Raw genomic sequence first — 25,647 nt, forward strand, 5'->3', positions numbered from 1 at the left:
ACATGAGCGTCGTCAACCCGCAAACCCGTGAATGGCAAGCCCTGAGCGGCGAGCACCACCTTGCGCCCTTCAGCGACTACAAGCAGCTGAAGGCCAAGGGCCCGCGCATCATCACCAAGGCCAAGGGCGTGCATTTGTGGGACAGCGAAGGCCGGCAGATCCTCGACGGCATGGCCGGGCTGTGGTGCGTCGCCGTCGGTTATGGCCGCGAAGAGCTGGTGCAGGCCGCCGAAAAGCAGATGCGCGAGTTGCCGTACTACAACCTGTTCTTCCAGACCGCCCACCCACCGGCGCTGGAGCTGGCCAAGGCCATCACCGAGGTGGCGCCAGCGGGCATGAGCCATGTGTTCTTCACCGGCTCCGGCTCCGAAGGCAACGACACCGTGCTGCGCATGGTCCGCCACTACTGGACGCTCAAGGGCAAGCCGCACAAGCAGACCCTGATCGGCCGGGTCAATGGCTACCATGGCTCGACCGTGGCCGGCGCGAGCCTGGGCGGCATGAGCGGCATGCATGCCCAGGGCGGTCTGCCGATTCCCGGCATCGTGCACATCGCGCAGCCCTATTGGTTCGGCGAAGGCGGCGACATGACGCCAGAGGCATTCGGCACCTGGGCCGCCGAGCAGCTCGAGCAGAAAATTCTCGAAGTGGGCGAAGACAACGTCGCGGCCTTCATCGCCGAGCCGATCCAGGGCGCGGGCGGGGTGATCATTCCGCCCGACACCTACTGGCCGAAGATCAAGGAAATCCTCGCCCGCTACGACATCCTGTTCGTGGCCGACGAAGTGATCTGCGGCTTCGGGCGCACCGGCGAGTGGTTCGGCTCCGACTACTACGACCTCGAGCCCGACCTGATGACCATCGCCAAAGGCCTGACCTCTGGCTACATCCCCATGGGAGGGGTGATCGTGCGCGACGAGGTGGCCAAGGTGATCAGCGAAGGTGGCGACTTCAACCACGGCTTCACCTATTCCGGCCATCCGGTGGCCGCCGCCGTGGGCCTGGAAAACCTGCGCATCCTGCGCGACGAGAAGATCATCGATAAGGCCCGCAGCGAAGCGGCACCGTATTTGCAGAAACGTCTGCGCGAATTGCAGGACCACCCTCTGGTGGGCGAGGTCCGCGGTCTGGGCCTGCTCGGCGCCATCGAGCTGGTCAAGGACAAGGCCACGCGCAGCCGCTACGAGGGCCAGGAAGCCGGGATGATCTGCCGCAACTTCTGTTTCGACAACGGGCTGATCATGCGCGCCGTGGGCGACACCATGATCATCGCGCCGCCGTTGGTGATCAGCCATGCCGAAATCGACGAGCTGGTCGAGAAGGCGCGCAAGTGCCTGGACCTGACCTTGCAAGCGCTCGGTTGAAGCCAGGCTTTTTCAGGCAGCACTCAGCGAAATGGCACTAACCGCTTGGATTGCCCGTCTTGGTTGAAACGGCGCGGGTTAACTTGCCAGACTATGTCTGTAAGAAAAGCGCCGAATGCAGGGTCGATAAATACGCAGCCAAACGCAGCGACGCGTTTGCCTGCGAGCCGATCCAACCCTCATTCGGCGTCTTTTCGGGCAACACCTGGTGACGTAGGGCTGTTGAACCACTGAACACGACAAAAAATCTGGAGCACTACACATGAAGAAAATGGGCAAGACGCTGCTGGCCGCTTCCCTGATGGGCGCCGTGGCCACCTCTGCCATGGCGGACGACAAGGTGCTGCACGTCTACAACTGGTCCGACTACATCGCCACCGACACCGTGGCCAAGTTCGAGAAGCAGAGCGGCATCAAGGTCGTGTACGACGTGTTCGACAGCAACGAGACCCTCGAAGCCAAGCTGCTGGCAGGCAAATCGGGCTATGACATCGTAGTGCCGTCGAACAACTTCCTGGCCAAGCAGATCAAGGCCGGCGTCTACCAGGAACTGGACAGGTCCAAGCTGCCGAACTGGAAGAACCTCGACGAAGACCTGCTCAAGGCCGTGGGCGATGCCAGCGACAAAGGCAACCAGCACGCCTTCCCGTACATGTGGGGCTCGATCGGCATCGGCTACAACCCGGAGAAGGTCAAAGCCGCGCTGGGCGTGGACAAGATCGATTCGTGGGACGTGGTGTTCAAACCCGAGAACATCGCCAAGCTCAAGAGCTGCGGCGTGAGCTTCCTCGATGCGCCGACCGAGATGATCCCGGCCGCGCTGCATTACCTGGGCAAGCCGACCGACAGCAAGGACAAGGCCGACCTCAAAGCAGCCGAAGACCTGTTCCTGAGCATTCGCCCGTCGGTGAACTATTTCCACTCCTCCAAGTACATCTCGGACCTGGCCAACGGCAATCTGTGCGTTGCGGTCGGCTACTCGGGCGACCTGGAGCAGGCCAAGACCCGCGCCCACGAAGCGGGCGACAAGGTCAAGCTGGCCTACAGCATTCCCAAGGAAGGCGCCGGCACCTTCTACGACATGGTCGCCATCCCCAAGGATGCCGAAAACGTCGAAGCCGCCTACAAGTTCATGGACTTCCTGATGCAGCCGGAAATCATGGCCGAAATCACCAACGCCGTGCGCTTCCCGAACGGCAACAAGGCCGCGACCCCGTTGGTGGACAAAGACATCACCAGCGATACGAGCATCTATCCGTCGGCTGACGTGAAAAAACACCTCTACGCGATCAGCGACCAGGACCAACAGACCCTGCGCCTGATGACCCGCAGCTGGACCAAGATCAAATCGGGCAAGTAAGCCCGTTCGGCACCCTCTGGGCCGGGGCTTTCCGGCCCGAGCGGTGAGCAAGGCACATGAATATTGCGGCAGCCGGCCTACACAGGTAAGTTGCGCGCCGGTTTAGGCTCTGTACGAAAAGCCTGCGCGGATACGTTGGCCGTGACCCTGGGCACACTTTGCGAGGACCACCCACTTGTCTATTTCTATGTTGCGCAAGGCCTTGATGGCCGGCGCGGGGCTGACGCTGGCATGCAGCGTCCAAGCGGCGGGCACGGTACACCTGTACAACTGGTCCGACTACATCGGGCCGACCACGTTGGCGGATTTCGAGAAAGCGACCGGTATCAAACCGGTGCAGGACGTGTTCGACTCCAACGAAACCCTGGAGGGCAAACTGCTGGCCGGTCGCACCGGCTATGACGTAGTGGTGCCGTCCAACCATTTCCTCGGCAAGCAGATCAAGGCGGGCGCGTTCCAGAAGCTCGACCGCGACCTGCTGCCCAACTACGCCAACCTCGACCCGGCGTTAATGAAACGTCTGGAGAAGAACGACCCTGGCAACCAATATGCCGTGCCCTATCTGTGGGGCACCAACGGCATCGGCTACAACGTCGACAAGGTCAAGGCCGTGCTCGGCGTCGACAAGATCGACTCCTGGGCCATGCTGTTCGAGCCGGAAAACATGAAGAAGCTTTCGCAGTGCGGGGTCGCCTTCCTCGACTCGGCCGACGAGATGCTGCCTGCCGTGCTCAACTACATGGGCCGGGACCCCAACAGCAGCAACGCCAAGGACTACCAGGCCGCCGAGAAGAAACTGCTGGCCGTGCGTCCGTACGTGACCTATTTCCACTCCTCGAAATACATCACCGACCTGGCCAACGGCGACATCTGCGTGGCCGCCGGTTTCTCCGGCGACGTGTTCCAGGCCAAGTCTCGCGCCGAAGAAGCCAAGAAGGGCGTGCACCTGGCCTATGCCATTCCCAAGGAAGGCGGCAACCTGTGGTTCGACGTGCTGGCGATCCCCAAGGACGCGCGCAATGCCGAGCAGGCCCATACCCTGATCAATTACCTGCTCGAGCCCGAAGTGATCGCGCAGGTGAGCGACTACGTCGGCTACGCCAACCCCAACCTCAAGGCCAAGGCCCTGATGGACCAGGCGGTGGCCACCGACCCTGCCGTGTACCCGGCGCAGGATGTGCTGGACAAGATGTTCGTCAACGCCGAGTTGCCCCCCAAGGTGCAACGTCTGATGACCCGCAGCTGGACCAAGGTCAAGTCGGGCAAGTAACCCTCCGGGCCCGTCCCTGAAGCGGCGGGCCGTCACATCCTGTTGGGAGTTTCCATCCATGCCACTCGCCTCCGGCGCCCACAAGAAAGCCCTCGAAGGCGCCCAGCAGCCCAAGCAGGTGCTGGTCAAGATCGACCGGGTAACGAAAAAATTCGACGAGACGGTCGCCGTGGACGATGTGTCCCTGGAAATCCGCAAAGGCGAGATCTTCGCCCTGCTGGGCGGTTCCGGGTCCGGCAAGTCGACCCTGCTGCGCATGCTCGCCGGCTTCGAGCGCCCCACCGAAGGGCGGATCTTCCTCGATGGCGTCGACATCACCGACATGCCGCCCTACGAGCGGCCGATCAACATGATGTTCCAGTCCTATGCGCTGTTCCCGCACATGAGCGTGGCGCAGAACATCGCCTTCGGCCTGCAACAGGACAAGATGCCCAAGGCCGAGATCGACGCGCGCGTGGCCGAGATGCTCAAGCTGGTGCACATGACCCAGTACGCCAAGCGCAAACCCCACCAGCTTTCCGGTGGCCAACGCCAGCGGGTGGCCCTCGCTCGTTCGCTGGCCAAGCGCCCCAAACTGCTGCTGCTCGACGAACCGATGGGCGCGCTGGACAAGAAATTGCGCTCGCAGATGCAACTGGAACTGGTCGAGATCATCGAGCGGGTCGGCGTGACCTGCGTCATGGTCACCCACGATCAGGAAGAGGCCATGACCATGGCCCAGCGCATCGCCATCATGCACCTGGGCTGGATCGCGCAGATCGGCTCGCCGGTGGACATCTACGAGACGCCCACCAGCCGTCTGGTGTGCGAGTTCATCGGCAACGTCAACCTGTTCGACGGTGAAGTGATCGACGACGCCGAAGGCCACGCGCTGATCGCCTCGCCGGAGCTGGAACGTGCGATCTACGTCGGCCACGGCGTCAGCACCTCGGTGGAAGACAAGCACATCACCTACGCGCTGCGCCCGGAGAAGCTGCTGATCACCACCACCCAGCCGACCTTCGAGCACAACTGGTCGCGCGGCAAGGTCCATGACATCGCCTACCTGGGCGGACATTCGGTGTTCTACGTCAAGCTGCCCAGCGGCAAGGTCGTGCAGTCGTTCGTGGCCAACGCCGAGCGCCAGGGCGCGCGGCCGACCTGGGACGACGAAGTGTACGTGTGGTGGGAAGACGACAGCGGCGTGGTACTGCGCTCATGAAAATCCGCAAGCTCAAGCGAGCCTTCAAACGCCTGGTGCCGGAAGGTCGGCATCTGGTCATCGGGGCACCGTTCCTCTGGCTGTTCCTGTTCTTCATGCTGCCGTTCTTCATCGTGCTGAAGATCAGTTTCGCCGAAGCCGACGTCGCCATCCCGCCCTACACCGAGATCTACACCTTCGTCGAAGACAAGATCCAGATCGTGCTGAACCTGGCCAACTACGGCCTGCTCGGTGAAGACGAACTGTACCTGGCGGCCTACCTCGGCTCGCTCAAGGTGGCCTTCATCAGCACGCTGCTGTGCCTGTTGATCGGCTACCCGATGGCCTATGCCATCGCCAATGCGCGCAAGGACATCCAGACGGTCCTGCTGCTGCTGATCATGATGCCGACCTGGACGGCCATCCTCATCCGCGTCTACGCCTGGATGGGCATCCTCAGCAACAACGGGCTGCTCAACAGCTTCCTGATGTGGCTGGGGCTGATCGACCAGCCGTTGCAGATCCTCAACACCAACCTGGCGGTGTACATCGGTGTGGTCTATTCCTACCTGCCGTTCATGATCCTGCCGCTCTACGCCAACCTGGTGAAACACGACCAGAGCCTGCTGGAGGCGGCGTCGGATCTGGGGTCGAGCACCTTCAACAGCTTCTGGAAGATCACCGTGCCTTTGTCGAAGAACGGTATCATCGCCGGCTGCATGCTTGTGTTCATTCCGGTGGTGGGCGAGTTCGTCATTCCCGAACTGCTCGGCGGCCCGGAGACCCTGATGATCGGCAAAGTGCTGTGGCAGGAGTTCTTCAACAACCGCGACTGGCCGGTGGCGTCCGCCCTGGCGGTGGTGATGCTGGCGATCCTGATCGTGCCCATCCTGCTGTTCAACCGTAGTCAGGCCAAAGAGCTGGAGGGCAGGGCATGAAGCGTTTCGGTTTCTCGAAGCTGATGCTGGTACTGGGCCTGGTGTTCATCTACCTGCCGATGGTCATCCTGGTGATCTACTCGTTCAACGCTTCCAAGCTGGTGACGGTGTGGGGCGGCTGGTCGGTGAAGTGGTACGTGGGCCTGCTCGACAACACCCAGCTGATGGGCTCGGTGATGCGCTCGCTGGAGATCGCTCTGTACACCGCCGTGGCGGCGGTGGCCCTGGGCACGCTGGCGGCCTTCGTGCTCACCCGCATCACGCGCTTCAAGGGTCGCACGCTGTTCGGCGGCCTGGTCACCGCGCCATTGGTGATGCCCGAAGTGATCACCGGTCTGTCGCTGTTGCTGCTGTTCGTGGCCATGGCACAGATGATCGGCTGGCCACAGGAACGCGGCATCGTCACCATCTGGATCGCCCACACCACGTTCTGCGCGGCCTATGTGGCGGTGGTGGTGTCGGCGCGTCTGCGCGAGCTGGATCTTTCCATCGAGGAAGCGGCGATGGACCTGGGCGCGCGGCCGTGGAAGGTGTTCCTGCTGATCACCATTCCGATGATCGCGCCGTCGCTGGCGGCGGGCGGCATGATGTCGTTCGCGCTGTCGCTGGACGACCTGGTGCTGGCGAGCTTCGTTTCCGGGCCGGGTTCGACGACCTTGCCGATGGAAGTGTTCTCGGCGGTGCGCCTGGGCGTGAAACCGGAGATCAACGCAGTGGCCAGCCTGATCCTGCTGTCGGTGTCGCTGGTGACCTTCCTGGTCTGGTACTTCAGCCGTCAGGCCGAAGAGCGGCGGCGCAAGGCGGTGCAGTTGGCGATCGAAGAAGGCGCCATGGCCAATGCCGGCCAGGCTGGGAACTAAGGTCGACGCGAGTCGTAACGCCGTTTGGTTGAAACCCTTCGCGGGCAAGCCCGCGAGGGGCTCGAAGCTGAAGCCAGGGCGTTTCCCCCCTTCTGGACAGCTCTGGATTGCTGCTTTCCAGGCGTCTCGAGAATCCCCGTTCTGGTGCGACTGGCATTTCTGCCAGTTTTCGCCGATTGATGTTTCGCTCAGAGTTCTTTATGGACGAGCACTCTTTAGCGACGTCAATAAATCATTCAGGGCGGTAATGTCATGAGCACCTGCACACCAAAAGAGCGAGCGGAAATGCCTATAAGCTACACTGCATATGGATACGCGGATTGCGCTGAAAATGAAAGGGCACTGCGCTATGCGGGCGAACATACGTGGGGTCGAACCTACCTTCTAGGCAATGGCTATCGAAACTACAGTCCGATGCTGATGCGTTTTTTCTCCCCAGATGAATACAGTCCTTTCGCCCAAGGTGGGATCAACGCGTATGCTTATTGCTCGGGTGATCCGGTCAACTTCTCCGACTCGAATGGACGCGTGCGAACCAGAATTGCCCATGTGCCTCAACAAAAAAAGGTCGAATCATTGCCTGAAAGGCCGGTTGGAAATGTGCAGCCGCAGCCAGGCCAACAGAATCGGCAGCCCGCTGCCGAAGGGAACCAAGCACCTCGTCCTGCCAATGCGAACTACCGAGCGCGTAAGAATCGCACTCGCCACGTCGATCCAGTCTCGAGAGCGCGCTATCGTCTGAATGTAGGCTTGCGGGAAGGCAGCATTGATCCGCAGATAAATAACCGTGGGCGTCCAACGATTAAAAAGTCCGAGGCCGAAATTCTACATGTCCTCAACAAAATGAGTAGACACACATTCAAACATTTGAATGCTGATAAAAGCCGACTTGCGCGCTTCATCGTTATCGAGAGCAAGCTCATTGGGGAAAATCCACTCGCTAACTTACGTGCGGCTTTTCCCAAGATGCCCAATGACAGGACTGAGAGAATGGCCTACTCTGTAGATCGTCACTTGGCTCAAATCAGATCGGAGCAATGACAAGCTAATGTTCTATGGTCGTCCACACTCCGCCCCGCGCTGGCTGTCAGGTGGCTGATTGACGGCATGCGCTGATGTGGTTGACAAAGCGACTGCGGGTTACGCTGCGTAACCCGCAGGCTGAATAACGTTTTGCCTGCTTGCGCACCGGACTTGCCGGAGTGCATGCCTGATACAGTATGGGCCCTGCCGGCTTTAGAAAAGCTAATGGCTCGTCCCTCACGACTCCCGCCGTACTCGGCTGTTAGTTACTGATAAGTTTTGCGTCTGTTGGGGATTTATTTGGCTAGACTGTGATTGGCTGTAAGTAGAGAACTGAGCGTTTTCCGAAGCTATTGCTTGCCGATAGGTCGGGAGAGGATTCAATATAACATGTGCTTGAGGACGATTGAGCAACATCATTCCTTCTCCCATCGAGTTCTGAACTGCTAAGTTGAAAGCTGTAAGATTGGCCCGCATGAGAGCGTCAGGGTCGCCACGTCCAATGGCGTCATGGAATGCTAATGTATCCGACGGGTTGTCAGAAAGCACAGTGTTCAAGCGTGACTGTCTATGCACCAAATTCTTCAGTTTAGGTGCTGCAAAGTGGCCCAGCGACAATCCACCGACAAGCGCGCCTATCACATATAGCGATGCCCGTGTGACTTTGGAATCTACTAAGCTCCCTGCAACAACGCTCGCCACCGCAGCCGCTCCGAGCAGCACGCCGATTCCATAGCTGTAAATGCTCCTGAAGTATCGACCTGAGGGATCGACTCTATTGACTGGATCGTTCGCGCAATAGGCGTAAGCATGTATGCCGCCTTTATCGAACGGGCTGAAGCCGTCGGGCGTAACGAACCGCTTGAGGCCTGGGCTGAATTGGCGATGGCCATTACCGAGAAATTAGCCGTCCGTGACTCGGTCCAGAAGCTCGCCGTTGAATGCCAGAGGGTCGAGTGGGCGAGCTACGGCAGGGCATTGACCATAAGGGGTATACGAAAAGTTACGCATGCCCGTGTCACAGTGCCCGCTCATTACGGAATTGGAGTTGCCCACTGCCAACAGGGTATTTGGCGTCGCGTTGGAGAAGCACTGCGCGAGCAGTCCGTCCTGGTGACGAAAAATCGAGCGAGCCATGGATGTGGCTAGCTCGGTTGCCAGTCGATTGTTTTGGTAAAAACGACGAACTTGGTCCTTGGACATGCATGGATCCTTGTCACGTGGTTGAGAGGGGCTCGCCAGCGCGTTACGAGCAGGGATGCAGTGGCATTGTCGATTGAGGGCCGCTAGCGGACCACTGGCATAATTGTCAGTAACGCTGTTACCGTCCAACGTTGTCGATATTCCGGTCGAACTGCAGGATCATCGAACCTTGAACCGGCATGACAGTCGCATGCCACGAATCTTTTGCGCGCAAACAAGGAGCGAGCATGGCGGTGATGCGTCCAGTGCTGGTCGTGTGCCTCGGGCTGGCGTTCGTGCTGTCCGGCTGTGAGCGGGAAGCCGAAACCCCGCAGTTGCCCAGGGTGGGCGTCATGCGCGTCGAGCCGCAGAATTTTGCGGCGTCGGTGGTGCTGACGGGCGACGTGCAGGCACGGGTGCAGACCGACCTGTCGTTCCGCGTCGGCGGCAAGATCGTCTCGCGCAGCGTCGATGTGGGCGACCACGTCAAGGCCGGCCAGGTACTGGCACGGCTCGATCCCAAAGACCTGAAGAACAACGTCGAGTCGGCCAAGGCCGAGGTCTTCGCCGCCCAGGCGCGGGTCGCGCAAAGCTCGGCGGCCTTCGTGCGCCAGGAAAAGCTGCTGCCCAAGGGCTATACCAGCCGCAGCGAATACGATGCCGCGCAAGCGGCCGTGCGCGGCAACCAGAGCGGCCTCAAGGCCGCCCAGGCGCAATTGGCCAACGCCAACGAGCAGCTGAGCTATACCGCTTTGGTGTCGGCGGCCGATGGCGTGATCACCCAACGCCAGGCCGAAGTCGGCCAGGTGGTGCAGGCCACGCAACCGATGTTCCGCCTGGCCGCCGACGGCGACCGCGATGCGGTGTTCAACGTCTACGAGTCGCTGCTGATGACCCCGGCCAGCAATGCGAGCATGACCGTGCACCTGCTGGAAAACCCCAGCGTGCAGGCCCAAGGCGCCGTGCGCGAAGTCACCCCGACGGTATCGGCGCAGAGCGGTACGGTGCAGGTCAAGGTGGCGCTGCGCGACGTGCCCGCTGCCATGCCGCTCGGCGCGCCGGTGACCACCAACGCCAACAGCCAGGGCCAGTCGAGCATCGAGCTGCCCTGGTCGGCGCTGAGCAAGACCTTGCGCGAGCCGGCGGTGTGGGTCGTCGGCGAAGGCGACAAGGTCGAACTGCGCCCGGTGCGCATCGCCCGTTACCTGACCGGCAAGGTGATCGTCAGCGCCGGCATCAAAGGCGGCGAAACCGTGGTCATCAGCGGTGCGCAACTGCTGCACCCTGGCATGCAGGTCGAACAGGTCGCGGCCAAGGACGGAGGAGCGTTGCCATGAAGCCTTTGTTGTGGATGTGCGCCAGCCTATGCCTGCTGGCCGGTTGCGGTAAGGACGAAGAAAAACCCGAGCCCGTGCGCCCGGTGCTCTCCACCGTGGTCGAGGAACAATCCCAAGCGCAGCTCGGGCGTTTCGCCGGCACCATCCAGGCGCGCTACGAAAGCACCCTGGGCTTTCGCGTGTCGGGCCGCATCGCCCGCCGCTGGGTGGATGTCGGCGCTTCGGTGAAGGCCGGCGAGACCCTGGCCACCCTCGACCCGACCGACCAGCAGAACCAATTGCGCGCCGCCGAAGGCGACCTGGCGCGGGTGCAGGCACAGCAGATCAACGCCCAGGCCAACGCCGGCCGCCAGCAGCAGCTGTACGACCGTGGCGTCGGTGCCCAGGCCCAGCTGGACATCGCCCAGACCGACCTGAAAACTGCCGACGCCTCCATGGCCCAGGCTCGTGCCTCGGTCAGCCAGGCTCGCGACCAGTTGGCCTATGGCACGCTGAAGGCCGATCACGCCGCCGTGGTTACCGCCTGGCACGTCGAAGCCGGGCAAACGGTGAGCGTCGGCCAGGAAGTGGTGACGCTGGCACGCCCCGATGTGAAAGAGGCGGTCATCGACCTGCCCATCGCCCTGGCCGAACGCCTGACACCCGCCATGACCCTCACTGTGGCTTCGCAACTCAACCCGGCGCTCAACACTACCGCCAGCCTGCGCGAACTCGAACCCCAGGCCGACGCCACTACGCGTACGCGTCGCGCGCGTCTGAGCCTCACTTCCACGCCCTCCGGCTTCAATCTCGGTACCTCGGTGAGCGTCAGCCTGACCGCGGCGATCAGCGCGCGCAGCGAGCTGCCGCTGACGGCACTGCGCGAACGCGACGGCAAGGCCCAGGTGTGGGTGGTCGACACCGAACGCAAAACGGTCGACCTGCGCGATGTGACCGTGCTGGAGCGCGGAGAAAAGACGGCGGTGCTGAGCGCAGGGGTCAAGCCTGGCGAGCGCGTGGTGATCGCCGGCGTCAACAGTCTCAAGCCAGGCCAGCAGGTCACGTTCGGTGAGGAAACACCATGAAAGGCGGCTTCAACCTCTCCGACTGGGCGCTGCGCCATCAGTCGTTCGTCTGGTACCTGATGTTCGTCGGCCTGTTGATGGGGGTGTTCTCCTATTTCAACCTGGGCCGCGAAGAAGACCCGTCGTTCACCATCAAGACCATGGTCATCCAGACCCGCTGGCCCGGTGCGACCCAGGACGAAACTCTGTACCAGGTCACCGACCGCATCGAGAAGAAGCTCGAAGAGCTCGACTCGCTCGACTACGTCAAGAGCTACACCCGCCCCGGCGAGTCGACCATCATGGTGTTCCTGCGCGACACCACCAAAGCCGGGGACATTCCGCAGATCTGGTACCAGGTGCGCAAGAAGGTCCAGGACATCCGCGGCCAGTTCCCCCAAGGCATCCAGGGCCCCTCGTTCAACGACGAGTTCGGCGACGTGTACGGCTCGATCTACGCCTTCACCGCCGACGGTCTGACCATGCGCCAGCTGCGCGACTACGTCGAGCAGGTGCGCGCCGAGGTGCGCGAGGTGGAGAACATCGGCAAGGTCGAAGTGGTCGGCACCCAGGACGAGGTGCTCTACCTGAACTTCTCGGTGCGCAAACTGGCGGCCTTGGGCATCGACCAGCGCCAGGTCATGCAGGCCCTGCAAGCGCAGAACAAGGTGACCCCAGCCGGAGTCATCGAGGCCGGGCCCGAGCGCATTTCGGTGCGCACCACCGGGCAGTTCGCCTCGGAGAAGGATCTGCAGAACGTCAACCTGCGCATCAACGACCGCTTCTTCCGCCTGGCCGACATCGCCACCATCGAACGTGGCTACGTCGATCCGCCGGCACCGATGTTCCGCTATAACGGCCAGCCCGCCATCGGTCTGGCCATCGGCATGCAGAAGGGCGGCAACGTGCAGACCTTCGGCGAGCAGCTCAAGCTGAAGATGGACGAAGTCACCGGCGAGCTGCCGGTCGGTGTCGGCGTGCACAGCGTCTCCGAACAGGCCGAAGTGGTGAAGAAGGCCGTCGGCGGCTTCACCAGCGCGCTGTTCGAAGCGGTGATCATCGTGCTGGTGGTGAGCTTCGTCAGCCTCGGCGTGCGCGCGGGCCTGGTGGTAGCGCTGTCGATTCCGCTGGTGCTGGCGATGGTGTTCGTGTTCATGGAGTACAGCGGCATCACCATGCAGCGGATTTCCCTGGGCGCGTTGATCATCGCCCTGGGCCTGCTGGTCGACGACGCCATGATCACCGTGGAGGTGATGGTCACCCGGCTGGAGGCCGGTGACAGCAAGAAAGACGCCGCCACCTTCGCCTACAAGTCCACGGCCTTCCCCATGCTGACCGGCACCCTGGTCACCGTCGCCGGCTTCGTGCCCATCGGCCTCAACGCCAGCTCGGCCGGCGAATACACCTTCACCCTGTTCGCGGTGATCGCCGTGGCTTTGCTGGTGTCGTGGGTGGTGGCGGTGTTCTTCTCGCCCGTGCTCGGCGTGCACATCCTAAGCGATGCCAAGGGCAAGCAGCACGAGAACAAGCCGGGGCGCATCGCCCGTGGTTTCGAGCACGGCCTGTTGTGGAGCATGCGCCATCGCTGGCTGACGATCATCCTCACCATCGTGCTGTTCGCCCTGGCGGTGCTGGGCATGCGCTTCGTGCAGAACCAGTTCTTCCCGTCTTCGGACCGGCCGGAAATCCTCGTCGATCTGAACCTGCCGCAGAACGCTTCGATCGAGGAAACCCGCCGCACCGTCGACCGCCTGGAGGCCACGCTCAAGGACGACAAGGACATCGACCACTGGAGCACTTATATCGGCCAGGGCGCGATCCGCTTCTATCTGCCCCTCGACCAGCAGTTGCAGAACCCCTTCTATGCCCAGTTGGTGATCGTCAGCACGGGCCTTGAGCAGCGCGGCGAGCTCATCGCGCGGTTGAAGAAACGCCTGCGCGAAGACTTCGTCGGCATCGGCAGCAACGTACAGTCGCTGGAGATGGGGCCGCCCGTGGGCCGGCCGATCCAGTACCGGGTCAGCGGCAAGGACATCGACCAGGTGCGTCGCCATGCCATCGAGCTGGCCGGGGTGCTCGACGCCAATCCCAACGTCGGCGACATGATCTACGACTGGAACGAGCCGGGCAAAGTGCTGCGCGTCGACATCGCCCAGGACAAGGCGCGGCAACTGGGCCTGTCGTCCGAAGACGTGGCCAACGTGATGAACAGCATCGTCAGCGGCGCGCCGGTGACCCAGGTCAACGACGAGATCTACCTGATCGATGTCGTGGCCCGCGCGCAGGACAGCGAACGCGGCTCGCCCGATACCTTGCAGAATCTGCAGATCCTGACCCCCAACGGCACGTCGATCCCGCTGCTGTCCTTCGCCACCGTGCGCTACGAGCTGGAGCAGCCGCTGGTGTGGCGCCGCGACCGCAAGCCGACCATCACTCTCAAGGCCTCGGTGCACGGCGACATGCAGCCCACGGACCTTGTGGCCGAACTGCAACCGAAGATCGACGAGTTCGCCGGCAAGCTGCCCACAGGCTATGAAGTGGCGGTGGGCGGCACGGTGGAGGAGAGCGGCAAGGCGCAAGGCCCGATCGCGAAAGTGATTCCGCTGATGCTGTTCCTGATGGCGACCTTCCTGATGATCCAGCTGCACAGCGTGCAGAAGCTGTTCCTGGTGATCAGCGTGGCGCCGCTGGGCCTGATCGGTGTGGTGCTGGCGCTGGTGCCGACCGGCACGCCCATGGGCTTCGTGGCGATCCTGGGGATTCTGGCGCTGGTCGGCATCATCATCCGCAACTCGGTGATTCTGGTGACCCAGATCGATGCCTTCGAGGCCGAAGGTTACACGCCATGGGATGCGGTGGTGGAGGCCACCAACCACCGTCGCCGCCCCATCCTGCTCACCGCCGCCGCGGCCAGCCTGGGCATGATCCCCATCGCCCGCGAAGTGTTCTGGGGGCCGATGGCCTACGCCATGATCGGCGGCATCATCAGCGCCACGCTGCTGACGCTGCTGTTCCTGCCGGCGTTGTATGTGGCTTGGTACAAGATTCGGGAGCCGCAGAAAGGAGCTGAGTGACGGATGGCGGTATTGCTGTTGAGCAAGCGCTAGAGGGGGGCGCTTGATGCTCAATGATTCATCATGAGTATCAATACTTCATTGAGCGCAGATCAGACGAAGGGGCTGTTTGGCCCCTTCGCTGTGTAGGCTGCATGGTGTAGGCATATGATCTGGCGTGCGCCAGATGCTAAAAATGCTTAGCCCTACCAGTAGTCAGGCTTGTCAGCAGGTTTCTTGCGGGTGGGTACACGGGCGGAAATTGATGTGCGGCCAGCTCTTCGTTTGTCACCACGTGCCGCATCCAATCAGCATATTGTTTCAGCGACCCCGGCACCGTTCGTTTGATTCCTTCGCGGTGCGGCAGGATCACACCCACACGCATCGTTGGGAAATCTTCGCGGATGGCCCTAAGCGCTGGAGTCATATCGGTATCGGCCGAGACTAGAACCAGCTGCTCAATACGCTGTTCGGGTGGTAGCGCCGCTTGATGTACCGTGAGTCGATACATGCTGATTGCGATATGTACGTCCGTTTCTTTTTCCTCAAGCTTCCAGATTTCGACCTGATTAGCTCGGGAGGCCGGCGTCTGCTTGTCGACAAAGCGCGGCGCTTTACCGGATTCGAGCTGGTGACGGCCGTACAACACATTGACGTTGCGAGCAATCAAAGCTCTTAGGTAGGTGTCCTGTGCCTCTTTCGAAACCGAGCCTCGGCTCGCTAGAGAAGGTTTGACGCCAGAAGTGAAAAAACTGACGGCCTCCACCGTGCTGCCGGGGTGCTCTACATGAACGATATGGCTCAGCAGCGCTTGAATATCGAGCCACTTGTATTGAGTGCCTGCCAAGAGGCCATAAAACATGTTGTGACCGTCCACAAAGCAAGCAGTGCGCAAAATTTCTCTTCCCTAGAGACGAAAAAACCGGCCAGAGGCCGGTTTTTTCACCCCAACGGCCAGCGAACTGAATCGCTGCGTACGGGGCTGAGTAGTGCCTGAATAGTTCCTCATTCTCGCAGCAAACACAATACCGGATGATCATTTATTCAAGATCTACTGCCTCCGCTACAGCGCATCACGCTAAGGCCAGCAAAAACGGCCTGCGCAGCGTTGACTCGCCAGATGATGGGCCAAGAAACGGCGTCATTGCACCAATTCGGCTTGCAATGACACACCCTGCGGTCATCTTGTCAATTACTGCGGAGCAAATGGAATCGAAGCATACCAACAAAACGGTTATATAAAAATTCTTAAACAGTATTTTTAAGAATAAATCGCGCTCATTACTATAGCCCCCACGCCAGGCGCCATTTCCTACGACACTGCCCGGCATTCACGACTGGAGAACGAGCATGAGTGCCAATCTGCGCAGCATCGACGGACAAGACGAAGCCACCCTTCTGCGGGAAATCCAGAACGCGCTGCGCAACCTGCGCTTCGGCGCGGTGGAGATCACCGTGCACAACGCCCAGGTGGTACAGATCGAGCGCAAGGAAAAATTCCGTCTGCAACAGCCCGGCGGCAAACCGAGCTGATCACCAGTAGCCCTGCCTAAAACAACATGCACAACATGCCTATCGGGAGCTTCACCATGTCCATCCGCCGTTACGCCCTGGCCGCCCTGGCCAGTGCCGTGTTTGCCGGTTCTGCCATCGCCAAGGATTACGAACTGCTCAACGTGTCCTACGACCCGACCCGTGAGCTGTACCAGCAGTACAACGCCGAATTCATCAAGCACTGGCAGCAGAGCCACCCGGACGACAAGGTCAAGATCCAGCAATCCCATGGCGGCTCGGGCAAACAGGCCCGTGCGGTGATCGACGGCCTGCGCGCCGACGTGGTGACCCTGGCCCTGGCCGGCGATATCGACGAGGTGGCCAAGCTCGGCAAGACCCTGCCGGAGAACTGGCAGACCCGTCTGCCGGACGCCAGCACCCCATACACCTCGACCATCGTGTTCCTGGTGCGCAAGGGCAACCCCAAAGGCATCAAGGATTGGGGCGATCTGATCAAGAAGGACGTCTCGGTCATCACCCCGAACCCCAAGACCTCCGGCGGCGCCCGCTGGAACTTCCTCGCCGCCTGGGCCTATGGCTTGAAGGCCGGCGGCAGCGAAGACAAGGCCAAGCAATACGTGCAGGAGCTGTTCAAGCATGTGCCGGTCCTCGACACCGGTGCCCGTGGCTCGACCATCACCTTCGTCAACAACGGCCAGGGCGACGTGCTGCTGGCCTGGGAAAACGAAGCCTTCCTGGCGCTCAAGGAAGACGGCGGCGCCGACAAGTTCGACATCGTCGTACCGTCGCTGTCGATCCTCGCCGAGCCACCGGTGGCCGTGGTCGACAAGAACGCCGAGAAGAAAGGCAACACCGAGATCGCCACCGAATACCTCAAGCACCTGTACAGCCCGGCTGGGCAGGAGATCGCTGCGCAGAACTTCTACCGCCCGCGCGACGAGAAGGTCGCCGCCGAGTTCGGCAAGCAGTTCCCGAAACTCGATCTGGTAACCATCGACAAGGACTTCGGCGGCTGGAAGACGGCGCAGCCCAAGTTCTTCAACGACGGCGGTGTGTTCGACCAGATCTACCAGGCGCAATGACCGGCTGATCCAAGCCACACCCTTCAGTAGCCTGTACCGGCCCGGGATTGTCCCCGGGCTTGGTGCGTTCAACCAGGGACTTTTATGTCGCGACGTATTTCCCCCGTCATACCCGGCTTCGGGCTGACGCTGGGCTACACCTTGGTGTATCTCAGTCTGATCGTGCTGATACCGCTGGCCGCCATGTTCATCCATGCCTCGCAGCTGACCTGGGAGCAGTTCTGGGCCATCGTCACCGCGCCGCGGGTCATCGCCGCGCTCAAGCTGAGCTTCGGCACCGCCTTGCTCGCCGCCATCCTCAACGGTCTGATCGGCACCCTGTTGGCCTGGGTGTTGGTGCGTTACACCTTCCCCGGGCGCAAGATCATCGATGCGATGATCGACCTGCCGTTCGCCCTGCCCACGGCGGTGGCCGGCATCGCCCTGACGGCGCTGTACGCGCCGGCCGGCTGGGTCGGCCAGTTCGCCACCGACCTGGGCTTCAAGATCGCCTATACCCCACTGGGCATCACCCTGGCGCTAACCTTCGTCACGCTGCCGTTCGTGGTGCGCACGGTGCAGCCGGTGCTGGCCGACATTCCGCGTGAAGTGGAAGAAGCTGCCGCCTGCCTGGGGGCGAAACCCTTGCAGGTGTTCCGCCATGTGCTGGCACCGGCGCTGCTGCCGGCGTGGCTGACCGGTTTCGCCCTGGCTTTCGCCCGCGGTGTGGGCGAGTACGGTTCGGTGATCTTCATCGCCGGCAACATGCCGATGAAGACCGAGATCCTGCCGCTGCTGATCATGGTCAAGCTCGACCAATACGACTACACCGGCGCCACCGCCATCGGCGTGCTGATGCTGGTGGTTTCCTTCATTCTGCTGCTGCTGATCAACCTGTTGCAGCGGCGCATCGAAACCCCGTGAAGGAGGCTTGCCCATGTCCGCTTCATCCTTAGGCCACGGCGCCTCCGCCAACGCCAATGCCGCCCGGCGCGGCAGCGCCACCGCCCGCCGCGTGCTGATCGGCTCGGCCTGGTTGGTGTTCACCCTGTTCCTGCTGCTGCCGCTGTTCATCGTGGTTTCGCAGGCCCTGAAAAATGGCTTCGGCACCTTTTTCGAAGCGATCTTCGAACCTGATGCGCTCGCCGCCCTGCGCCTGACCTTGCTCGCCGTCGTGATCTCCGTGCCGCTCAACCTGGTGTTCGGCCTGAGCGCCGCGTGGTGCGTGAGCAAGTACGACTTTCGCGGCAAGAGCATCCTGGTCACGCTGATCGACCTGCCGTTCTCGGTTTCGCCGGTGATCGCCGGCTTGGTCTACGTGTTGATGTTCGGTGCCCAAGGGCTGATCGGCCCGTGGTTGCAGGACCACGACATCCAGATCGTGTTCGCCCTGCCTGGCATCGTGCTGGCGACCATCTTCGTCACCGTGCCGTTCGTGGCCCGCGAGCTGATCCCGCTGATGCAGGAGCAGGGCACCCAGGAAGAAGAGGCGGCGCGTCTGTTGGGCGCCAACGGCTGGCAGATGTTCTGGCACGTGACCCTGCCGAACATCAAATGGGGCCTGATCTACGGCGTGGTGCTCTGTACCGCGCGGGCGATGGGCGAGTTCGGCGCGGTGTCGGTGGTCTCCGGGCACATCCGCGGCGTGACCAACACCCTGCCGCTGCACGTCGAGATCCTCTACAACGAATACAACCATGTCGCGGCCTTCAGCGTGGCCAGCTTGCTGCTGATCCTGGCGCTGTTCATCCTGCTGCTCAAGCAGTGGAGCGAATCCCGCATTAACCGCCTGCGCCACAACGCAGCGGAGGACTAATTCATGTCGATCGAAGTTCGCAACGTCAGCAAGCGTTTCAACAGTTTCCAGGCCCTGAACGCCATCAACCTGGACATCCACAGCGGCGAGCTGGTGGCTTTGCTCGGCCCGTCCGGCTGCGGCAAGACCACCCTCTTGCGCATCATCGCCGGGCTGGAAACCCCGGATGACGGCAGCATCGTCTTCCACGGCGAGGACGTCTCCGGCCACGACGTGCGCGATCGCAACGTCGGTTTCGTGTTCCAGCACTACGCGCTGTTCCGCCACATGAGCGTGTTCGACAACGTCGCTTTCGGCCTGCGCATGAAGCCCAAGGGCGAACGCCCCAATGAGAGCCAGATCAAGGCCAAGGTCCACGAGCTGCTGAGCATGGTGCAGCTCGACTGGCTCGCCGACCGCTACCCCGAGCAGCTCTCCGGCGGCCAGCGCCAGCGTATCGCCCTGGCCCGTGCGTTGGCGGTCGAGCCCAAGGTATTGCTGCTCGACGAGCCGTTCGGCGCGCTCGACGCCAAGGTGCGCAAGGAGCTGCGCCGCTGGCTGGCGCGGCTGCACGAGGACATCAACCTGACCTCGGTGTTCGTCACCCACGACCAGGAAGAAGCCATGGAAGTGGCCGACCGCATCGTGGTGATGAACAAGGGTGTGATCGAGCAGATCGGCTCGCCGGGCGAGGTGTACGAGAAGCCGGCCAACGACTTCGTCTACCACTTCCTCGGCGACTCCAACCGCCTGAGCCTCAGCGAGGGCCAGCACGTGCTGTTCCGTCCGCACGAGGTGTCGCTGTCGCGGCACGAAACCGAAGGCCACCATGCCGCAGAGGTGCGCGACATCCGCCCGCTGGGCGCGACCACGCGCATCACCTTGAAGGTGGAAGGGCAGAGCGAGCTGATCGAGGCCGAAGTGGTCAAGGACCACGACAGCTTGACCGGCCTGGCGCGTGGCGAGACGCTGTTCTTCCGGCCCAAGGTCTGGCAGCAGGTGCAGGACGTCTGAGGCGGTCGATGGGCTAAGCGATGACGGGACAAGTCGGGCGCCGTCAGCGATTGGCCCCTATCGGTCGCAAGGCCGACGCCGCTGAGAACACCAACGCCGGAGCCGCTCACGCTGCTCCGGCGTTGGTGCGTCCAGGGCCGGGCTTCGTCGAGGGGGGTTTTCGCAACGCTGCGGATTCTGCTTCACTTGACGGCTCATCGCCCACGGACGACAGCCACCATGACCACTGCCCTGCAGCGCATCCACTTCAACCATTCCCATCCGATTCTCACCCGCCCGCACGACCACGACCTGCACGGCCATGTGTCCGGCGCTTCGGTGCATGCCTATTTCGAAACCGCTTTGCAGGCCTTCCTGTTGCAGGAGGCCGAACTCGACTTGCGCGAAGGGCCGCTGGCGGCGTTCGTGGTCAGCTCGTCGGCGGACTTCTTCGCACTGCCGGGATTTCCCGACGTGTTGGAAGTGGCGTTGGGAGTGAGTCGATTGGCGGGGAGCACGGTGGAGTACCGGCTGGGCCTGTTCCGCCCGGGTGAGCCGGAGCCCTGCGCGGTTGGGCGGGTGGTACAGGTATTCGTCGAACGCGCCAGCGGCCGGCCGGCGAGCTTGCCTGAGGCGTTACAGCAGTTGTTGGCGGGTTTGCAGCTGCCCGAGCCCCTGTGAAAAGGCCCCGTCCGTTGGACAGGGCCTGATGTGGACAGCAACCGCCTTCGATCAGCGATGATGGCGATGGTGCTTGGGGCCGTGGTGCTTGCGGTGGCCGTAATGACGACCACGGTCATGACGGCGGTCGTCGTAACCGCGGCGGGCATCGCGATCGTTGCGATCGGCCCGATTGCCCATGTAGTTGCCCAGTGCGCCGCCCGCGCCGCCGCCTGCCGCCGCGCCGATCAGGCTGCCGGTGCTGCCGCCTACGGTGCGGCCGATGACGTTGCCACCCGCTGCGCCCAGGCCACCGCCAATGGCGGCTTCGCCACGCTGGCGCTTGTCCGCGCCCACGGCGCTACCGGCAGCACCGCCCAGGCCAGCGCCGATGGCCGAACCCGTGCTACCGCCGACGGACTGGCCTACTACCGAGCCCAGTACGCCACCCAGTGCGCCGCCGATGCCGGCTTCGGTGTTTCCGCCGGCTGAGGCGACACCGCTGACCAGGCCCAAGGACAACAGGAGCATTACGCAGGACTTTTTCATCGATCATGTCTCATAGGGATGACGGGGCCGAATGTGCCGTCACACTTGCGCCCTGGCAACGCAAATCCGACGAATAGCACGCAAGCTAACGATTTGGCTAAGTGTTTGTTTTAGCTATGAAACTTTGTCCCGAAAGCACGGTCATACGCTACTTGGGAAAAGCCCTGGCCGTTGCGGTCGGGGCTTTTTCGTCCTTGTCGAAGGCTTGACACCCACACCCGACGTCTCGACTCACGGCTCGCCTGCAAGCGCTCCAGCGGCATTGGGCATCGTCTCTCCGGCTAACTCTGCCGGGATCTCGGCAGTCCTCTGATGTTCCATGCCACTGCCTGGCAGGATCACCTTTGCAATGCGGGCAGAGAAGTATTTATCGAATGGCTCCAGCTCCGAGTACTCATCGGGCACGAGTAACAAAGCGGTCAGGCGTCCGATCAGGCCGCAGATCCAGTCAGCGCATTGAATAGTCTGGAACAAGTGGCTTTCGGCCTGAATGGGTGGTTCGATGAGAGTTCTGCACTTTTCCGAGGCATCCTCGAACATAGCCAGTGTGCAAACCTCGACGTTGGTCTCGCGCCACTCATTACCAGCGCGTTGCTCATCAAGCATCAGCATGAAGGTCGAGCCGCTCTGAGCACAGAACTTGTCGATCTTGCGCACGGATTGTAGAAGTTGGCGCTTGAACGTCTCGGTCGAGTTGTGGGCTATAGGGTCGGTGGTCTTGTGCTCGCCTGTGTAAAACACAGAGCCGCCAATTTTTTCGATGTGGTTCAGAAGACGAAAGGTGGTGCGGCGCAGTTGCTCATACTGGGTGACATTCCGAAGTGCATACAGCTGCGAGCCTTTTTTCTCCCACTGGTACGCCGGTAGATTTCTTGGATTGTCGTTGGCCAGATCGTACTTAAGAAGCTGACACTTGGCTTTGTAGAAATAGATCGCAAACTCTCGGATTTCACTGGCAGGCAGGACCAGACCAGCAAAACCGAAAGCTGGATGCGTTTTGTATTTTGGGTGATTGCGAGAGACGAATTGACCGACGTGCCCGAATTCATCCAAGTACGCGACGTAATGCGTCATTGCAACCGGATTCCTTACTCCAAAAACACGAAAACCCGCTGCTTTCGCTAGGCGGGTCTCGGAAGGTAGGCACGAAAGCGAGCTCTCATGCGTTAGGGACAATGATACTCAAGGTGACACACGTGTCAATCTGAGTGAATGGCTGAACCGAAGCCTTAACAATGCAGCATGTTTCCCAGGGCAGTGCGTAGCATCACCCGATCAAAGAATCCGCCCGTTATCCCGCGCCCGCTCCAGCTTAATCGCCACGAACTTCGAGGTCGGCGTATGGCTGCCGGCGCCCACGCTGTCCAGCGGCACCAGGGGGTTCACCTCCGGATAGTAGGCCGCCGCCTGACCCGCCGGAATGTCGAACGCCAACAAGGTGAAACCGTGCACACGGCGCACATGCTCGTCGCCCCACAACGACACGATGTCGACCTTCTGTCCCGGCTGGAAGCCCAGGCGGACGATGTCGGCTTCGTTGACGAACAGCACGTCGCGCTGGCCGCGCACGCCGCGGTAGCGGTCGTCCATGCCGTAGATGGTGGTGTTGTACTGGTCGTGCGAACGCATCGACTGCATCACCAGATCCGGCACTTGGCCGCTGGCCAGCACCCGTGGGTCGATCAAGGTGTCTGGCAGCAGGTTGGCCTTGAAGTTGGCGCGGCCGTTGGTCGTGGCCCAGGCCCGACGCGCTGCGCTGTTGCCCAGGTAGAAACCGCCGGGGTTTTGCAGACGCAGGTTGAAGTCGGTGAAGCCGGGAATGGTATCGGCGATCAGTTCGCGGATGCGGTCGTAGTCGGCCACCAGCCAGTGCCAGTCGACCGGTTTGTTGCCCAGGGTGGCAGCGGCGATGCCGGCGACGATCGCAGGCTCCGAGCGCATCTGTTTGGACAGCGCCTTGAGCTGGCCGTTGGAGGCGTGGACCATGCTGAACGAGTCTTCCACGGTCACCGCCTGCGGGCCGTCGGCCTGCACGTCGATGTCGGTACGGCCCAGGCACGGCAGGATCAACGCGTGCTTGCCGTGCAACAGGTGGCTGCGGTTGAGTTTGGTACTGATCTGTACGGTCAGGTCGCAGTTGAGCAGGGCCTGGGCGGTGCGCTCGGTGTCGGGCGTGGCCTGGGCGAAGTTGCCGCCCAGGGCGAGGAACACCTTGGAGCGACCGTCGAGCATGGCCTGGATCGCTTCGACCACGTTGTGGCCGTTGTGGCGCGGCACCTGGAAGCCGAAGCGCTGTTCGATGGCATTGAGCAGCGCCACCGGGGGACGCTCGTTGATGCCCATGGTGCGGTCGCCCTGCACGTTGCTGTGGCCGCGTACCGGGCACAGGCCGGCACCGGGCACGCCGATGTTGCCGCGCAGCATCTGCAGGTTGACCAGTTCCTGGATGGTCGGCACCGAGTGGCGGTGCTGGGTGATGCCCATGGCCCAGCACATGATCACGCGCTTGCCCTTGCAATACATGCGCGCGGCCAGTTCGATGTCTTCCAGGCTCAGGCCGGACTGCTCCTGAATGTGCGCCCACGGCGTAGCGTCGACCACCGCGAGGTACTCGTCGAGGCCATGGCCGTGTTCGGCGATGAAGGCGTGGTCGAACACCGCCGGCTCGCCTTTGGCTTGCGCGTCGCGCTCCCATTGCAGGGTGAACTTGGCCATGCCGCGCATCAGCGCCATGTCACCGCCCAAGGCCGGGCGCAGGAAGGCGGTGTTGGTCGGCTTGTCGCTGTTGGTGAGCATTTCCAGCATGTGCTGCGGGTGCTGGAAGCGCTCCAGGCCACGCTCCTTGAGCGGGTTGATGCAGACCACCTGAGCGCCGCGCTTCACCGCGTCGCGCAGCGGGTCGAGCATGCGCGGGTGGTTGGTGCCGGGGTTCTGGCCCCAGACGAAGATCGCATCGGAATGCTCGAAGTCGTCGTAGGTGACCGTACCCTTGCCGACGCCGACGCTCTGGCCCAAGGCCACGCCGCTGGCTTCGTGGCACATGTTCGAACAGTCGGGGAAGTTGTTGGTGCCAAAGGCGCGCACGAACAGCTGGTACAGGTACGCCGCCTCGTTGCTGGCCCGGCCGGAGGTATAGAACTCGGCCTGATCGGGGCTTTCCAGGGCATTGAGGTGCTGGGCGATGAGGGCGAAGGCGCCGTCCCAGTCGATGGGTTTGTAGCGGTCGCTGTCGGCGTCGTAGACCATCGGCTCGGTCAGGCGGCCCTGGTACTCGAGCCAGTAGTCGCTCTGCTCGCGCAGCGAACTGACGCTGTAGCGGGCGAAGAAGGCCGCATCGACGCGGCGCTTGGTGGCTTCCCAGTTGACCGCCTTGGCGCCGTTCTCGCAGAACTTGACCATGCCGCTCTCGGGCGAATCGCCCCAGGCGCAGCCGGGACAGTCGAAGCCGCCGTTCTGGTTGGTCTTGAGCATCGCGCGCAGGTTCTTCAGCGCGTTGTCGCTGCCGATCCATGCCTTGGTCACGCTGATCAGCGCGCCCCAGCCGCCGGCAGGGCCGGGGTAGGGTTTGTAGCGCGGGCTGGATGCAGGGGCGTTGTCGGGGATCTTTTGATGCGAGCTCACGATGGCTACTCCGACGCGGGGCTGTAGACCCGCGGTGCGCTGTGTTTGGGCAAATGGATCAGGTTGAGGTTGTGCTTGCGCGCCCATTGCAGGGCGAGACCGGTGGGCGCCGAGAGGCTGACCAGGGTCTGGATGCCGGCGCGCAGCACCTTTTGAATCAGTTCGAGACTGCAGCGGCTGGTGACGATGGCAAGGCCGCCGTCAGTGTCGATGCGCTGGCGCAACAGGGCGCCGATCAGCTTGTCGAGGGCATTGTGTCGGCCGATGTCTTCGCGGCCCATCCGCAGTTCGCCGTGGCGGTCCATGAACAAGGCGGCATGCACCGCACCGCAGTGCTGGCCCAGCGGCTGGAAAGCGTCGATGCGCTGGCGCAGATCGGCCAGCCAGGCCGCGGGTGGCAGGGGCGCGCCAGGCAGTGCATTCAAGTCGGGCAGCGCCTGTTCCAAGGCCTCGACCCCGCACAGGCCGCAGCCGCTGGTACCGGCCAACTGCCGGCGCTGGTCCTTGAGCTGCCAGAAGGCGCGGCTGGCGATCTCGACATCGGCGTACAGCGCCGAACCGCTGCCCGAGAGCGTGATGTCGTAGATGTCGTCGGTGCCTTCGACCAGCCCGCTGCCAATGCTGAAACCGACGACGAAGTCGTCCAGATCGGTGGGGCTGACCAGCATCACGGCTTGGTTCAAACCGTTGTAGGCGATGGCCAGGGCCACTTCCTCGGCCAGGGGCGTAGAGGCGCGCGCCTCGTCGCCGAGCTGGGCGTAGCTATAGCCGTTGCTGGCGGCAGGCAAGGTGAGCGAGGTGGATGCCGCGCAGACCGGAGGCATGCTGTTCATCGAGGCGGAT

At 62.2% G+C, this 25,647-nt stretch carries 21 protein-coding genes and 2 pseudogenes; 16 read left to right on the top strand and 7 right to left on the bottom strand.

The window, feature by feature from the left end:
* The first annotated feature begins 2 nt into the window (after positions 1-2).
* From AA0Z93_RS08635 to AA0Z93_RS08665, 7 genes are all read left to right on the top strand, one after another.
* Positions 3-1,364, top strand: a complete 1,362-nt coding sequence (locus tag AA0Z93_RS08635; RefSeq protein ID WP_413049091.1) for an aspartate aminotransferase family protein — start codon at positions 3-5, stop codon at positions 1,362-1,364.
* Between the two features lie 262 nt (positions 1,365-1,626).
* The gene (locus AA0Z93_RS08640) at positions 1,627-2,724 is read left to right on the top strand and encodes a polyamine ABC transporter substrate-binding protein (protein WP_413049092.1); all 1,098 of its coding nucleotides are present in this window, start codon (positions 1,627-1,629) and stop codon (positions 2,722-2,724) included.
* Between the two features lie 175 nt (positions 2,725-2,899).
* Positions 2,900-3,994, top strand: a complete 1,095-nt coding sequence (locus AA0Z93_RS08645; RefSeq protein ID WP_413049093.1) for a polyamine ABC transporter substrate-binding protein — start codon at positions 2,900-2,902, stop codon at positions 3,992-3,994.
* Positions 3,995-4,052: 58 nt separating this feature from the next.
* Positions 4,053-5,195, top strand: coding sequence for a polyamine ABC transporter ATP-binding protein (gene potA / locus AA0Z93_RS08650; RefSeq protein WP_296269132.1), 1,143 nt, complete (start codon positions 4,053-4,055; stop codon positions 5,193-5,195).
* Between the two features lie 35 nt (positions 5,196-5,230).
* The gene (locus AA0Z93_RS08655) at positions 5,231-6,112 is read left to right on the top strand and encodes an ABC transporter permease subunit (protein WP_413049184.1); all 882 of its coding nucleotides are present in this window, start codon (positions 5,231-5,233) and stop codon (positions 6,110-6,112) included.
* A complete protein-coding gene (locus tag AA0Z93_RS08660) occupies positions 6,109-6,972 on the top strand; it encodes an ABC transporter permease subunit (protein ID WP_413049094.1) in 864 nt (287 codons plus the stop codon). Before AA0Z93_RS08655 ends, AA0Z93_RS08660 begins: the two co-directional genes overlap by 4 nt.
* A gap of 252 nt (positions 6,973-7,224) precedes the next feature.
* A complete protein-coding gene (locus tag AA0Z93_RS08665; RefSeq protein ID WP_413049095.1) occupies positions 7,225-8,013 on the top strand; it encodes an RHS repeat-associated core domain-containing protein in 789 nt (262 codons plus the stop codon).
* Between the two features lie 219 nt (positions 8,014-8,232).
* Here the strand turns inward: AA0Z93_RS08665 and AA0Z93_RS08670 are convergent.
* Together AA0Z93_RS08670 and AA0Z93_RS08675 are read right to left on the bottom strand one after the other, a co-directional pair.
* Positions 8,233-8,883: pseudogene (locus tag AA0Z93_RS08670) on the bottom strand (RHS repeat-associated core domain-containing protein); the annotation flags it as partial.
* Between the two features lie 15 nt (positions 8,884-8,898).
* Complete coding sequence (locus tag AA0Z93_RS08675) at positions 8,899-9,198, bottom strand: hypothetical protein (protein ID WP_413049096.1); 300 nt, start codon at positions 9,196-9,198, stop codon at positions 8,899-8,901.
* Between the two features lie 227 nt (positions 9,199-9,425).
* Between AA0Z93_RS08675 and AA0Z93_RS08680 the strand changes: the two genes are divergently transcribed.
* From AA0Z93_RS08680 to AA0Z93_RS08690, 3 genes are read left to right on the top strand one after another with little or no spacing between them, the layout of a single operon-like run.
* Positions 9,426-10,514, top strand: coding sequence for an efflux RND transporter periplasmic adaptor subunit (locus AA0Z93_RS08680; protein WP_413049097.1), 1,089 nt, complete (start codon positions 9,426-9,428; stop codon positions 10,512-10,514).
* On the top strand, positions 10,511-11,578 hold the full coding sequence (locus AA0Z93_RS08685; RefSeq protein WP_413049098.1) for an efflux RND transporter periplasmic adaptor subunit: 1,068 nt from the start codon (positions 10,511-10,513) through the stop codon (positions 11,576-11,578). Before AA0Z93_RS08680 ends, AA0Z93_RS08685 begins: the two co-directional genes overlap by 4 nt.
* On the top strand, positions 11,575-14,631 hold the full coding sequence (locus AA0Z93_RS08690; RefSeq protein ID WP_413049099.1) for an efflux RND transporter permease subunit: 3,057 nt from the start codon (positions 11,575-11,577) through the stop codon (positions 14,629-14,631). Before AA0Z93_RS08685 ends, AA0Z93_RS08690 begins: the two co-directional genes overlap by 4 nt.
* Before the next feature lie 185 nt (positions 14,632-14,816).
* Here the strand turns inward: AA0Z93_RS08690 and AA0Z93_RS08695 are convergent.
* Positions 14,817-15,505 (bottom strand): annotated as a pseudogene (locus AA0Z93_RS08695) (NYN domain-containing protein).
* A 455-nt stretch (positions 15,506-15,960) separates the two neighbouring features.
* Between AA0Z93_RS08695 and oscA the strand changes: the two are divergent.
* From oscA to AA0Z93_RS08725, 6 genes are all read left to right on the top strand, one after another.
* Positions 15,961-16,143 (top strand): sulfur starvation response protein OscA, encoded by a 183-nt coding sequence (gene oscA / locus AA0Z93_RS08700; RefSeq protein ID WP_296269125.1) that lies wholly within the window; start codon positions 15,961-15,963, stop codon positions 16,141-16,143.
* Positions 16,144-16,199: 56 nt separating this feature from the next.
* Positions 16,200-17,207, top strand: coding sequence for a sulfate ABC transporter substrate-binding protein (locus tag AA0Z93_RS08705; RefSeq protein WP_413049100.1), 1,008 nt, complete (start codon positions 16,200-16,202; stop codon positions 17,205-17,207).
* Positions 17,208-17,291: 84 nt separating this feature from the next.
* Positions 17,292-18,110, top strand: coding sequence for a sulfate ABC transporter permease subunit CysT (cysT, locus tag AA0Z93_RS08710; RefSeq protein WP_296269123.1), 819 nt, complete (start codon positions 17,292-17,294; stop codon positions 18,108-18,110).
* A 13-nt stretch (positions 18,111-18,123) separates the two neighbouring features.
* Complete coding sequence (gene cysW / locus AA0Z93_RS08715) at positions 18,124-19,002, top strand: sulfate ABC transporter permease subunit CysW (protein ID WP_413049101.1); 879 nt, start codon at positions 18,124-18,126, stop codon at positions 19,000-19,002.
* 3 nt (positions 19,003-19,005) lie between these two features.
* On the top strand, positions 19,006-19,995 hold the full coding sequence (locus tag AA0Z93_RS08720; protein WP_296269121.1) for a sulfate/molybdate ABC transporter ATP-binding protein: 990 nt from the start codon (positions 19,006-19,008) through the stop codon (positions 19,993-19,995).
* Positions 19,996-20,214: 219 nt separating this feature from the next.
* On the top strand, positions 20,215-20,655 hold the full coding sequence (locus AA0Z93_RS08725; protein WP_413049102.1) for an acyl-CoA thioesterase: 441 nt from the start codon (positions 20,215-20,217) through the stop codon (positions 20,653-20,655).
* A 51-nt stretch (positions 20,656-20,706) separates the two neighbouring features.
* Here the strand turns inward: AA0Z93_RS08725 and AA0Z93_RS08730 are convergent, their stop codons facing one another.
* The 4 genes from AA0Z93_RS08730 to fdhD form a co-directional block, all read right to left on the bottom strand.
* The gene (locus AA0Z93_RS08730; protein WP_413049103.1) at positions 20,707-21,183 is read right to left on the bottom strand and encodes a glycine zipper domain-containing protein; all 477 of its coding nucleotides are present in this window, start codon (positions 21,181-21,183) and stop codon (positions 20,707-20,709) included.
* Positions 21,184-21,414: 231 nt separating this feature from the next.
* Positions 21,415-22,257: a DUF3800 domain-containing protein gene (locus AA0Z93_RS08735; protein ID WP_413049104.1), complete on the bottom strand. Its 843-nt coding sequence runs from the start codon at positions 22,255-22,257 to the stop codon at positions 21,415-21,417.
* Between the two features lie 201 nt (positions 22,258-22,458).
* Complete coding sequence (locus tag AA0Z93_RS08740; RefSeq protein ID WP_413049185.1) at positions 22,459-24,786, bottom strand: FdhF/YdeP family oxidoreductase; 2,328 nt, start codon at positions 24,784-24,786, stop codon at positions 22,459-22,461.
* A gap of 23 nt (positions 24,787-24,809) precedes the next feature.
* Positions 24,810-25,637, bottom strand: coding sequence for a formate dehydrogenase accessory sulfurtransferase FdhD (fdhD, locus tag AA0Z93_RS08745; RefSeq protein ID WP_413049105.1), 828 nt, complete (start codon positions 25,635-25,637; stop codon positions 24,810-24,812).
* Between the last annotated feature and the right edge of the window lie 10 nt (positions 25,638-25,647).

Source organism: Pseudomonas phoenicis (assembly GCF_047302395.1).
Classification (GTDB): domain Bacteria; phylum Pseudomonadota; class Gammaproteobacteria; order Pseudomonadales; family Pseudomonadaceae; genus Aquipseudomonas.